Consider the following 12,266-nt stretch of genomic DNA (forward strand, 5'->3'; position numbering starts at 1 on the left):
GGGACGACCCTATGAGAGCACGACCTCCGAGAACGACGCGCATTCTCGCGTTCCTGATCAGCCTTGCGCTCGCGGCCGCGTTCGCGACCGGCTGCGGGGTGACGCGCGGCAACGACGACTCCGGCCTGCACCGGCTGCGGATGATGGTGCCCAACAGCCCCGGCGGCGGGTATGACCTGACCGCGCGCACCGCCGTGAAGATCATGGAGGACGACGACATCACCGGTCGCGTCGAGGTGTTCAACGTCATCGGCGCTGGCGGCACCGTCGCCATGGCCCGGCTGATGAACGAGAAGGGCAACGGCGACCTCATGATGATGATGGGGCTCGGCGTCGTCGGCGCGGTGTACACCAACGGGTCCAGCGCGCTGGCCACCAACGCGACCGCGCTCGCGAAGGTCGTCGAGGAGCAGGAAGGCATCCTGGTGCCCGCCGACTCCCCGTTCAAGACGATGGCCGACTTCGTCGCGGCGTGGAAGGCCGATCCGGCCAAGGTCACCATCGGCGGTGGTTCGTCGCCGGGCGGGCCCGACCACCTGTTCCCGATGGAGACCGCACGCGCCGTTGGCGTCGACCCCAAGAAGGTCAACTTCGTCTCCTACGACGGCGGCGGCGACCTGCTCACCGCGCTGCTCGGGCAGAAGATCGCCGCGGGCACTTCGGGTCTCGGCGAGTACGTCGACCAGATCGAGGCCGGTCAGGTCCGGGTTCTCGCCGTCTCCGGCGACAAGCGCGTAGAAGGCGTCGACGCGCCGACGCTGAAGGAAGCCGGAGTCAACCTCACCTTCACCAACTGGCGTGGCGTCCTGGCGCCGCCGGACATCTCGGAGGAGTCCAAACAGGTGCTCGTCAAGACGCTCGAAGAATTGCATGCCACCGACGCTTGGAAGGAGGCCCTGGTGAAGAACGGTTGGAGCGACGCGTTCATGACCGGAGCACCGTTCGAACAGTTCCTCAAGGATCAGGACCAACGCGTCTCGACGACGTTGACCGAGCTGGGGCTGCTATGACCGAGCCGATCGAGAAGCCGGCGGAGCAGCCGGTGACGACGCAGGAGCCCACCGTCGACCGGGCGCAGTACCTGGTGTGTGCGGTGCTGGTGTTGGTCGGCGCGTTCATCATCTACGACGCGCTCAACCTTCCCGGGGGCTTCGCCAAGGTGGATCCCGTTGGGCCACGGCTGTTCCCGATGATCATCGGGATCGGATTGTTGGTGATGGCCGCCATCCTGGCGATCGTCATCCCGCGCGGTTCGAAGGGTGAGGCGGATGCGGGGGAGGACATCGACCCGGATCGACCCAGTGACTGGCGCACCGTCGGTCTGCTGGTGGCGATCTTCGTGGCCACGATCCTGCTCGTCATGCCGCTGGGCTGGGCGATCACCGGCGCTCTGATGTTCGCCGCGTGCGCAACGGTTCTCGGCAGCAAGCACTACGTGCGCAACATCGTGATCGGCGCGGTGCTGAGCACCGCCAGCTTCTACGCGTTCTACTCGGGGCTCGGAATTCCGCTGCCCGCAGGCATTCTGGATGGGATTCTCTGATGTTGGACAATCTGGGCTGGCTTCTCCAGGGCTTCGAGCAGGCCGCCACGCCGATGAATCTGCTCTACGCCTGCATCGGCGTGCTCCTGGGCACCGCCGTCGGCGTCCTGCCCGGGATCGGGCCCGCGATGACGGTGGCCCTGCTGCTACCCATCACCTACAACGTCAGCCCCAGCGCGGCGTTCATCATGTTCGCCGGCATCTTCTACGGCGGCATGTACGGCGGGTCGACCACGTCGATCCTGCTGAACACGCCTGGCGAGTCGTCCTCGGTGATCACGGCGATCGAGGGCAACAAGATGGCCAAGGCGGGCAGAGCCGCGCAGGCGCTGGCGACGGCGGCCATCGGGTCGTTCGTCGCGGGCACCATCGGCACCCTGCTGCTGGCGCTCTTCGCCCCGGCGATCTCGCGCTTCGCCGTCACCCTCGGCGCGCCGTCCTACCTGGCGATCATGTTGTTCGCGTTGGTCGCGGTCACCGCGGTCCTCGGCTCGTCGAAGCTGCGCGGCGGCATCTCGCTGTTCCTCGGATTGGCGATCGGGTTGGTCGGCATCGACTCCCTGACCGGCCAGGCCAGGGCCACGTTCGGCTTGCCGCAGCTGTCCGACGGCATCGACATCGTCGTGATCGCGGTGGCGATCTTCGCTCTCGGCGAGGCTCTCTGGGTCGCCGCGCACCTGCGGCAGAAGCCCGCCGAGGTCATCCCGGTCGGCAGGCCGTGGATGGGCAAGAGCGACTGGCAACGGTCGTGGAAGCCGTGGCTGCGCGGGACGGCGTACGGCTTCCCGTTCGGAGCGCTGCCGGCCGGTGGCGCCGAGTTGCCGACGTTCCTGTCCTACATCACCGAGAAGAAGCTCTCCAAGCATCCCGAGGAGTTCGGCAAGGGTGCCATCGAGGGCGTCGCGGGTCCGGAGGCGGCGAACAACGCGTCGGCGGCAGGCACTTTGGTCCCGATGCTGTCGCTCGGCCTGCCGACGAACGCGACCGCCGCGGTGATGCTGACGGCATTCGTGTCCTATGGAATCCAGCCCGGCCCGACGCTCTTCGACAAGGAGCCGCTGCTGATCTGGACGCTGATCGCGAGCCTCTTCATCGGCAACTTCCTCCTGTTGGTGCTGAACCTTCCGCTGGCGCCGATCTGGGCGAAGCTGCTGAGGACCCCGCGGCCGTATCTCTACGCAGGCATCCTGTTCTTTGCGACGCTCGGCGCGTTCGCCGTCAACATTCAGCCGCTCGACTTGGTGCTGTTGTTGGTCTTTGGCCTGCTCGGCTTGATGATGCGGCGGTTTGGCTTGCCGGTGCTGCCGCTGATCATCGGCGTCATCCTCGGGCCGCGTATCGAGCGTCAGTTGCGGCAGAGCCTTCAGCTGGGCGGCGGCGAGTGGGGGAGCCTGTTCACCGAGCCCGTGGCGATCGGCGTGTACGTCTGCATGGCGCTGCTGCTGCTGGCGCCGTTGGTGTTGAGGCTGATGAACCGCAGCGAGGAGACGCTGCTGCTGGTCGAGGATGACAAGGATCAGAGAGAGAAGGCCCAGGCGTGACTGACGAGCGCTTGCGCGAGAAACCGACTGGCACTGACGAGCGCTTGCGCGAGGAGGCGAAATGATAGTCGTCGGATACACCGCGGACCAGTACGGCCAGGCCGCGCTGGAACACGCCATGACCGAGGCGTCGGTCCGGGGGACGGGCCTGCTGGTCGTCAACTCGACCAAGGGCGACGCGTACGTCGACCCGGCCTTCGCCGGAGCCCCCGAGGTGCACGACGTCGAGGTGCGACTGAGGAACAGCGGGTTGGCCTACGAGCTGACCCAACCGGTGGGCGTCGACCCAGTCGACGAGCTCCTCACGGTGATGGACCGTCCCGATGCCGAGCTGTTGGTGATCGGAATTCGGCACCGCAATCCGGTGGGGAAACTGCTGTTGGGAAGTGTGTCCCAGCAGCTGCTCCTCGAATGCCAGAAGCCGGTGCTGGCCGTCAAACCAGCTCCGTAACCCAGGCATCGACGCAAGCGTCAATAGAATTTGCTGCTGGCGAACTCGAGATTGGTCGAACAATGGCAGAGAACATTCGCTTCTCGCCTTTAAACCGATCATGATCGCAAATGGCTGGACCATCCGGAATCGGTGCTTTGCAATTGCAATGTCGGCTGTGAACTGGGGTTTTACGGAGTCGGTCGGTCGACGCCGGGGTCAAGGCACCCGGGCGTCGACCGCCTGATCACTGCCAAGTCCGGAAATCTCGCGGCCGCGTGGTCGCGGGCCTCGCGGCCGGACATCCCTGGTGCAGAGGGTGTTCGATTCACCGCTAACCCGTCGGTAGCCGGTCGCGACACTCCGAGGCGTCGCCCTGGGCCGGTCGCGCCTCGCCACGGGAACTCTGCGCGCGGGCGAATCGTTGGGGCGCCTGTCAATAGTGAGCCAGGCCACCGAGGTCGGTCGGTGTTGCACTGCTCACGGGATTGCTGAATGAGTTCGCTCTTGGTCCTTGGGCGACGCCTCATTGCGGGCACACTGGCGATGAACTGCGTATATCGACGGCATCGTCAATCAATCGGCGGGTGGGTCGACGATCGACCACGTTGCTGTCGCCGTCTGACTCGGGGCCGCCACTTAAGGGACTGACTTTGCCAGAATCCCGCTGCCGGCTCGATTGGCAAGCCGTCATTCGCGCCATTCAGCAAATGAAATTCAAGATCAACGGGGCGTTTGAAAAATTTCTCCAGCAAAGTAGTGCATCTGACCATTACAGAGTTATAAAGTTTGCCCATCGGTCTCATCCCAACGCAGGAGATTCACATGCAACGCGCCATCCGCTCACCATTGACCGCAGGCATCGCCCTCGTAGGCGCAACCGCCATCGCAATTGCTCCCCTCACGCCCACGCCGCCGAGCCTGAGCATCAAGGCAGACCAGATTTCGACGGTCTTCGCCGAGTACACGCCCACGGGCTTGGCGTCGGCACTCGCCGACCTCACCGCCGGCGCCACGCTGGCCTTGGCCCAGGGGGCGCAGGGCCTCGGTGTCACGGGCTCGAATGCACTGTTCAACTTTGGTACGGCGGGCAACGCGCTCAACCAGACCGTCGGAACGTTCGGCAACACGCTGTCGGCGACCACCATCGGCGCACTCGCAACGATCGCCGCGAACCCGCTCAACCCGGGCGCCTACCCGGCCGCACTGGCGCTTCTCATCGCGGGCGGCAGCCAGGGGCTGAGTCAGGCCGCATTGGGACTCGGTGTTTCGGGCAACTTGGCGAACTATGCGGTGGGTGCGTTGGGCACCAACCTGCTGGCCACCCTCGGTCAGGCAGGCACCACGCTCAACACGGCCATCGGTCAGGCACTGGCTGACCTCACCCCCGACCTGCTGGCCGCGGTGGGGACCCTCGCAAGCGGGGCCGCCATGGCATTGAGCGACGCCTACGTGGGACTCGCGACCGCGGGTACGCAGGCGCTCAGCGGCGTCGGAGCCGGACTCGGTGTCGCGTTGGGCGGTCTCGGCACCGCCGGAGCGTTGGCCCTCTCGGGTCTTGGCCAGGCCGGCGCGTTCGGACTCAACGGCATTGGCAACACGATCGGCACGGGCCTGGGCACCATCGTCAACACCGGCGCAACCGGGCTGGCGGCCGCGGGCGCCGCCGGCGCCGCCATCGCCGGGGGCGGGGTTGGTGCGCTGACGGCCATTCTCGCCAATCCGCTGAACCCCGCGAACTACGCGGTGGCGCTCGGATCGCTGCTGACCGGCACGTCCGCCGGACTGACGGCCGGACTGGCCGGACTCGGCGCCACCGGTGCGGTCGGCCTTGCCGGCCTCGGAGGCACGGTCGCGGCCGGACTGGCCACGATCAACAACGTGGCTGCTGCCCTCGGCCCGGTCGCGCAGGCAGGCGCCGTCACCCTCGCTTCGGCGGTCGGCAGTGGCGCACAGGTGCTCGCCGGCTTCGGACAGGCAGGTGCGACCACCCTTGCGACCGTCGGCGGCGTCGGTGCCACGCTGATCAGTGCGATCACGACCGCACTCGGACTCGCGATCGGGCCCGCCCCGGCTGCCGCGTCCGCGGCGCGCGTGGCATCGCTCGACGCCGGCCAGGTCTCCACGCTGGCCGTCACCCCAGGAGATCTCGCGGCTGCCGCCGCCGTGGTCCTCGCGGGCACGGGGCAAGCCGTCGGGGAAACGCTGACCGGCATCCGGGACGCCGGCGCGATCGGGCTGCAAGGCCTTGGCAACACCGGGGTAGCCGCACTGGGGGCCGCAGGCGCGACGGGTATCGCCGCGCTGGGGGCCGTCACCGTCACCGGCGCCACCGCGCTGCAAGGTGTCGGCGTTACGGGCGCAACGGCTTTGGCTGCGATCGGCAAGACGGGCGTCGCCTTCGCGACCGGTGGAGTCGGCGCCGTCGCGGCGATCCTTTCCAACCCGCTGAACCCCGGCAACTACGCGGCTGCGCTGCAGTCGTTGGCGACCGGTGGAGTGACGGGGTTGGCTCAGGGGCTCGCTGGTGCCGGGGCGACGGCCGCGCAGGCTCTCGCGTACGGAACGGCGACGGGGGCTCAGGCTCTCGCCGGCATCGTGAACACCGGCGCTCAGGCTCTCGCTGGTGCAACGAACACGGCTGCCCAGGGTCTGGCGACCGCAGGCGCCGTAGGTGCCTCCGGCCTGGGAACCGTCAATCAGGTGGCCGGCACGATCGACACCACGATCAAGACGGCAGCCGGGATCATCTCGGGCCCGTCCGCCACCCAGGGCGCCAGCGCCAGGGGTACTGCCGAGCTCCAGAGCAGCGCCAAGCTGGACAAGGGCACTCCAACGGCCGTGACCGCCGGAGCAACGTCGACGACCACGCCGGAGACTGAAGCCACCCCGACGAGCAGCGACGCCAAGCAGGCCGCGAAGGACGCCAAGGCCGCGGACAAGAAGGCCAAGCAGGACGCCAAGGACGCCGCGAAGAAGGCAAAGCAGGACGCCAAGGACGCCGCCAAGCAGGCGAAGCAGGATGCCAAGGATGCGAAGTCCGCATCCTCTGCCGGTGGCGACACCAAGTCCGGCGCCTCGGGCGCCGCGGCTTAGGCTGCAGCAGCGAAGTAAGGCGGTGGGCCCCTCCCGACGGAGGGGCCCACCGTCGTCTGCGGCGCTCCTACATTGCCGTCAATTATCCGGTTTGGCACGTCACGAGGCCTGGGTACACCCGAGCCATGGTCGACACCCGGTCGGCGGCTCACACCGCCCACGACAACGTATGGTTCGAACGCGCGGCGCGAGCGGGCTTTGCGGCCAGCGGACTCCTGCACCTTCTGATCGCCTTCATCATCGCGCAGTTGGCGCTTGGCGCCGGCGGCAACGCCGACCAATCCGGTGCGTTGGCCACGCTTGCCGCGCAACCCGGCGGCGCGGTCATGCTGTGGGTGGCTACCGTCGTCCTCGCGGCGCTGGGCGTCTGGTACCTCGTCGAGACGTTCCTCGAAGACGACGCCAAGCATCGGGTGAAGTCCGCCGCCGTCGGCGTGGTCTACCTCTCGCTGGCCTTCTCGGCCGGCAGGTTCGCGGTGGGCAGTGGGAAGTCCAGCGGTCAGCAGAACGCGGGCCTGAGCGCTGAGATGATGAAATCCGGTTGGGGCAAGGCGGTATTGGTCGTCATCGCGCTCGGCATCATCGGGGTCGGCGGCTACCACGTGTACAAGGGCGTCACGAAGAAGTTCTTCAAGGACCTCGACGTGTCGGGCGGCACCGCCGTCACCTGGGTGGGAATCGTCGGTTACGTCGCCAAGGGCTTGGTATTGGCGGGCGCGGGCATCCTGGTCATCGTCGCCACCTACACCGCGGACCCCGCGAAGGCCTCCGGAATCGACTCGGCCGTCAAGACTCTTGGCGCCGCACCGTTCGGTAAGTTCCTTTTGCTGCTCGCCGCGGTCGGCCTCGCCGCCTACGGCGCGTACGGCTTCGTCCGCGCTCGGCACGCAGACATGTGACCGCTCAACCGCATTCGCGGGTCAGGTGGATCGACCCGTCGTCCTCCAGACGCACGGGATGCGAGCAGACCCCTTCGCCGCTGCCGGTCGTCTCGGCCCCGCTGGTGAGGTCGTAGGTGCGACCGTGCAGCGGGCACACCACCGAGTCGTCGTCGGTGAGCCCGTCGGCCAGCGGCCCGCCGCGGTGCGGACACACCGCGCCAAGCGCCCGTAACGTGCCGTCCCGCATGCGGTAGACGGCGATCTGCTCGCCGTCCACGGCGAAGGTGCGTCCCTCGCCGACCGGAATCTCGTCGACCCGTCCGACCGCGACGTCGCTCATCGCACTGGAACCTGGGGGAGCGGCAGCAACGGCAACGACGACCGGAACTGCCCCTCACTCGCGGGCTCGCGACCGTCCAACCACGGGTCTCGATAGGCCGCAACGGATTTCGACATGTTGGCGTCCAGCTGCGCCGCCAATCCGTCGGTGTCGTCGACGACCACGGCACGGATGTGCTCGATCCCGACCCGGGGCACCCACGCGTAGGTGCGCTCCAACCAGTTCGCGCTCTCCCGGTAGTACTGCAGGAAACGACCGGTCAGCACCATAACCTCCGCGGCGTCGTCGACGGTGGCGAGCAGATCGCCCTTGCGGATGTGGGCGCCCGCGGCACCACCGACGTAGATCTCCCACCGGCCACCGTCCACCGCGACGACACCGAGGTCCTTGCACAGCGCCTCCGCACAGTTGCGGGGACACCCGGTGACGGCGAGCTTCATCTTGGCCGGGCTCGCCAGACCCTGGAAGCGTTCCTCGATGGCGATGCCCAGCGCCGTCGAGTCGCCGACGCCGAAGCGGCAGAAATCACTGCCGACGCAGGTCTTCACGGTGCGAAAGCTCTTGCCGTACGCGAATCCGGACGGCATGTCGAGGTCCGCCCACACCGCGGGCAGATCCTCCTTCTTGATGCCGAGCAGGTCGATGCGCTGACCTCCGGTGAGCTTGATCATCGGGACGTCGTACTTGTCGGCGACGTCGGCGATCGTGCGCAGCTGGTGCGAATCGGTGACGCCGCCCTTCATCTGCGGCACCACCGAGAACGTCCCGTCGCGCTGAATGTTGGCGTGCACCCGATCGTTGACGAAGCGCGCGTCCCGCTCGTCGACGAACTCGTCGGCCCACATCGTCTCCAGCAGTGAGGCCAACCCCATCTTCGAGCCGGCGTCGTGCCTGCCGTCGGGTGCCAATGCAGCGAACACCGATGACACGGAATGCAATTGGAGTTCTCGGATCATGGTCATCAGCGTCGGTTTGTCGTAGGGGACGCCGGCGACGTACCAGCTCGCCGACGGGTCTTCGGTGACCGCACCGCCGGCCGCCCACTCCACCACCTGGGCGACCAGCTGCTTGCAAGAGCCGCAGCCCTTGCCCGCCTTGGTCGCCTTCATGACGCCGGTGACGGTGTTCTCGCCGCCGCGCACGCAGGCCACCAACGCGCCCTTGGAGACACCGTTGCAGTTGCAGACCTGTGAGTCGTCGGACAGCTCGGACACCCCGACCGTCACTGCTGGCGTGCCGATGTCGAACAACATCGAGACGCGTTCGTCGGGCAGCGGAAGGCCACTGTCGAAGGCCTGGGTCAGGAACGACACCTTGCTGACGTCCCCGACCAGGGTCGCGCCCACCAACTTGCCGTCGCGGATGACGATCGTCTTGTACACCCCCCGCCGGGGTTCGGAGAACTGGACGAATTCGTCGCCGGGCAGTTCCGGGCCCTTCAGCCCCATCGACGCGACGTCGACGCCGGCCACCTTCAGCTTGGTCGCGGTGCGCGAACCATGATATGCCGCAACGGTGTTGGCGCCGGTAAGGTGATCGGCGAGGACTGCGGCCTGTTCCCACAGCGGTGCCACGAGCCCGTAGACCTGACCGCGGTGCTGGGCACATTCGCCGACGACGTACACGTCGTCGTCGTCGACCGAGCGCATGTGGTCGTCGACGACGATGGCGCGTTCGACGGTCAGTCCGGCACGTTGCGCCAGGCCGACGTTCGGCCGGATCCCCGTGGCGACGACGAGCATGTCGCAGTCGATCGAGGTGCCGTCGGAGAACACGATGCCGGTGAGTCGGCCGTCGTCGGACGTAGTCACCTCCGTGGTGCGCTTGTCGACGTGCACCCGGATGCCGACGCCTTCGACGGAGCTGCGCAGAATCACCCCGGCAGGGTCGTCGAGCTGCGCGTTCATCAGGGTCGGTCCGGCGTGGACGACGTCGACGGTCAATCCCCGGTTCTGCAAGCCACGGGCCGCCTCGAGGCCGAGCAGTCCACCGCCGATCACGACCGCCTTGGTGCGGTGCGCGGCCTCGGTGATCATGCCGACGCAGTCGTCGAGGGTCCGGAATCCGAAGACGCCGTCGGTGAGGTTCTTGTCGTCCGCCCACAAACCGGACATCGGTGGGAAGAACGACCGGCTGCCGGTGGCCAGGATGAGCTTGTCGTACCGGGTCGTCGCGCCGTCGTCGGAGTGCACGATGCGGGCGTAGGAGTCGACGCGGACCACTCGGACGCCGGCCCGAAGGGTGATCCCGTTCTCGGCGTACCAGTCGACCTCGTTGAGGTAGATCTCGCTGGGATCGTCGCTGCCGGCGAGCACGTTGGACAACAGGATTCGGTTGTAGTTGCCGTAGGGCTCGTCACCAAAGACGGTGACGTCGAACGACTCCGAGCCACCGCGAGCGAGGATCTCCTCGACCGCCCTGACACCGGCCATCCCGTTGCCGACGACGACGAGCCTGCGGCGGGCGTCGGCGGTCATTGGATCTGCACCAGCCCGAGGTCGACGACGACCGTTCCGCTACAGCCGCTTGGCGCCGCGACGTGAAGTTCGAGAACCGAGTCGGCGAGCAGGTCCTCGACCACCCTCAGTGCGACGTGGGTCGCGTTCTTCGCGCCAATGGGGAAGTAGCGCAACGGCTTTCCGTCACAGAACAGGACGACCGAGATCATGTCGTCGGTGGAGTTTCCGCCGCGAAAGTAGACCGGTTGAGTGGTCGTGCCTGCGGGGACGACGTAGCGCAACGATTCGTCGATCAACAGCGGCTCGTCCAAGCCCTTACCCTCGAACGCGAATGGACCCTGGAGGAAGACCGGTGTGCTGCCATCGCTCATCGCACCGAAGCTAGGTCGGTCGTGTTTCGGAATCGTTTCGTCGGCGCGACCACTGTGAACACGATCGCCTCACCTGCACCCCGTGGCACGTGTGAGGCAGTGTTGACACAGTCGACACGGCTGGGCAACGGATGCGGAATGGCCTGACCGTAAACCTGATTCAACACCTTTCAAGGAGAATCAGTGATGCCGCTCACACGCGACCGCAACATAGAGCACTGGGACGCAGAAGACGTCGCCGCATGGGAGGCGGGTGGCAAGCAGATCGCCAAGCGCAACCTGATCTGGTCCATCGTCGCCGAGCACGTGGGCTTCTCGATCTGGTCGATCTGGTCGGTCATGGTGCTGTTCATGCCCCAGGCGGTGTACCACATCGACGCCGCGGGCAAGTTCTACCTGGTGGCGATGCCGACGCTGGTCGGTGCGTTCATGCGGATTCCGTACACCATCGCGCCGGCCCGCTTCGGCGGCCGCAACTGGACCATCGTCAGCGCGCTGCTACTGCTGATCCCGACGGTGCTGACGTTGTGGGTGATGAAGAATCCCGACACCTCCTACACGACGTTCATGGTCGTGGCGGCGTTCGCCGGCTTCGGTGGCGGCAACTTCGCCTCGTCGATGACCAACATCAACGCGTTCTATCCGCAACGGCTCAAGGGCTGGGCACTGGGGCTCAACGCCGGCGGCGGAAACATCGGCGTTCCGGTCATCCAGCTGATCGGCCTGTTCGTGATCTCGGCCATCAGCAACACCGCACCCGAAATCGTCTGCGCCATCTACTTGGTCGCGATCGCCCTCGCCGCCCTCGGCGCGGCGTTCTACATGGACAACCTCCGCAATCAGCGCTCCAACCTGGGGGCAATGGTTGAGGCGTTGCGGTACAAGCACTCCTGGGTGATGAGCTTCCTCTACATCGGCACCTTCGGCTCCTTCATCGGCTTCAGCTTCGCCTTCGGTCAGGTCATGCAGATCAACTACCTGGCCGGTGGCGACACCGCCGCGCAGGCGTCGCTGCACGCCGCGCAGATCGCGTTCATCGGACCGCTGCTGGGGTCCGTCGCACGACCGTTCGGCGGCAAGCTCGCCGACCGCATCGGCGGCGGCAAGGTGACGCTGTACGCGTTCGTCGCGATGATCTTCGCCGCGGGCATCCTCGTGGGCGCGGGCATGCTTGACGACGCCGCCGCCGGAGCACCCACCGGCGGGCAGCTGGCCGCCTACGTCGTCGGCTTCATCCTGCTGTTCATCCTGTCCGGCATCGGAAACGGCTCGACCTACAAGATGATTCCGTCGATATTCGAGGCGAAGGCTCAGGGCAAGGAGGGCTGGAGCCGCGAGGAGAAGGCGTCGTGGTCGCGCAGCATGTCGGGTGCGTTGATCGGGTTCGCCGGAGCCGTCGGCGCGCTGGGCGGCGTCTTCATCAACATCGTGCTCAGGGCGTCCTACGTCGGCGACGCGAAGTCCGCGACCAACGCGTTCTGGGTCTTCCTGGGCTTCTACGTGGTCTGTGCGGTCACGACCTGGTTCGTGTTCCTGAGGATGCAAACTCGGGCCCGCACCGGCGTGCCCGTCGGCAAGTCCGCCGAACCCGTTGCCGCGGGCTGA

General features: G+C 66.9%; 10 protein-coding genes. 7 read left to right on the forward strand and 3 right to left on the reverse strand.

Annotated features, from left to right (window positions below):
• Window positions 1-11: 11 nt before the first annotated feature.
• The 6 genes from B1790_RS17860 to B1790_RS17885 all read left to right on the forward strand — a co-directional run bounded on the left by B1790_RS17860 (window position 12) and on the right by B1790_RS17885 (window position 7,509).
• On the forward strand, window positions 12-1,010 hold the full coding sequence (locus B1790_RS17860) for a tripartite tricarboxylate transporter substrate binding protein (RefSeq protein WP_079924607.1): 999 nt from the start codon (window positions 12-14) through the stop codon (window positions 1,008-1,010).
• The gene (locus B1790_RS17865; protein ID WP_079924608.1) at window positions 1,007-1,543 is read left to right on the forward strand and encodes a tripartite tricarboxylate transporter TctB family protein; all 537 of its coding nucleotides are present in this window, start codon (window positions 1,007-1,009) and stop codon (window positions 1,541-1,543) included. The genes B1790_RS17860 and B1790_RS17865 overlap by 4 nt, the downstream gene beginning before the upstream one ends.
• Before the next feature lie 2 nt (window positions 1,544-1,545).
• A complete protein-coding gene (locus tag B1790_RS17870; RefSeq protein WP_079924662.1) occupies window positions 1,546-3,084 on the forward strand; it encodes a tripartite tricarboxylate transporter permease in 1,539 nt (512 codons plus the stop codon).
• A gap of 61 nt (window positions 3,085-3,145) precedes the next feature.
• Window positions 3,146-3,535: a universal stress protein gene (locus B1790_RS17875; protein ID WP_056553794.1), complete on the forward strand. Its 390-nt coding sequence runs from the start codon at window positions 3,146-3,148 to the stop codon at window positions 3,533-3,535.
• 804 nt (window positions 3,536-4,339) lie between these two features.
• Complete coding sequence (locus B1790_RS17880) at window positions 4,340-6,610, forward strand: hypothetical protein (RefSeq protein WP_079924609.1); 2,271 nt, start codon at window positions 4,340-4,342, stop codon at window positions 6,608-6,610.
• 125 nt (window positions 6,611-6,735) lie between these two features.
• Entirely contained in the window at window positions 6,736-7,509 is a 774-nt protein-coding gene (locus B1790_RS17885) for a DUF1206 domain-containing protein (RefSeq protein ID WP_079924610.1), read from the forward strand.
• A gap of 4 nt (window positions 7,510-7,513) precedes the next feature.
• Here the strand turns inward: B1790_RS17885 and B1790_RS17890 are convergent, their stop codons facing one another.
• Genes B1790_RS17890 through B1790_RS17900 form a run of 3 tightly spaced genes read right to left on the reverse strand, consistent with a single transcriptional unit; the run spans window position 7,514 to window position 10,661 of the window.
• The gene (locus tag B1790_RS17890) at window positions 7,514-7,831 is read right to left on the reverse strand and encodes a Rieske 2Fe-2S domain-containing protein (protein ID WP_079924611.1); all 318 of its coding nucleotides are present in this window, start codon (window positions 7,829-7,831) and stop codon (window positions 7,514-7,516) included.
• Window positions 7,828-10,308 carry a nitrite reductase large subunit NirB gene (gene nirB / locus B1790_RS17895; protein ID WP_079924612.1) on the reverse strand — a complete coding sequence of 827 codons (2,481 nt, stop codon included), beginning with the start codon at window positions 10,306-10,308 and terminating at the stop codon, window positions 7,828-7,830. Before nirB ends, B1790_RS17890 begins: the two co-directional genes overlap by 4 nt.
• Window positions 10,305-10,661 (reverse strand): molybdopterin oxidoreductase, encoded by a 357-nt coding sequence (locus B1790_RS17900; protein ID WP_079924613.1) that lies wholly within the window; start codon window positions 10,659-10,661, stop codon window positions 10,305-10,307. The genes nirB and B1790_RS17900 overlap by 4 nt, the downstream gene beginning before the upstream one ends.
• 186 nt (window positions 10,662-10,847) lie before the next feature.
• Here B1790_RS17900 and B1790_RS17905 point away from each other — a divergent pair, with 186 nt between their 5' ends.
• A complete protein-coding gene (locus tag B1790_RS17905; protein WP_079924614.1) occupies window positions 10,848-12,266 on the forward strand; it encodes a NarK/NasA family nitrate transporter in 1,419 nt (472 codons plus the stop codon).

This window comes from Mycobacterium sp. AT1, from assembly GCF_002043095.1.
Taxonomy (GTDB): Bacteria; Actinomycetota; Actinomycetes; order Mycobacteriales; family Mycobacteriaceae; genus Mycobacterium.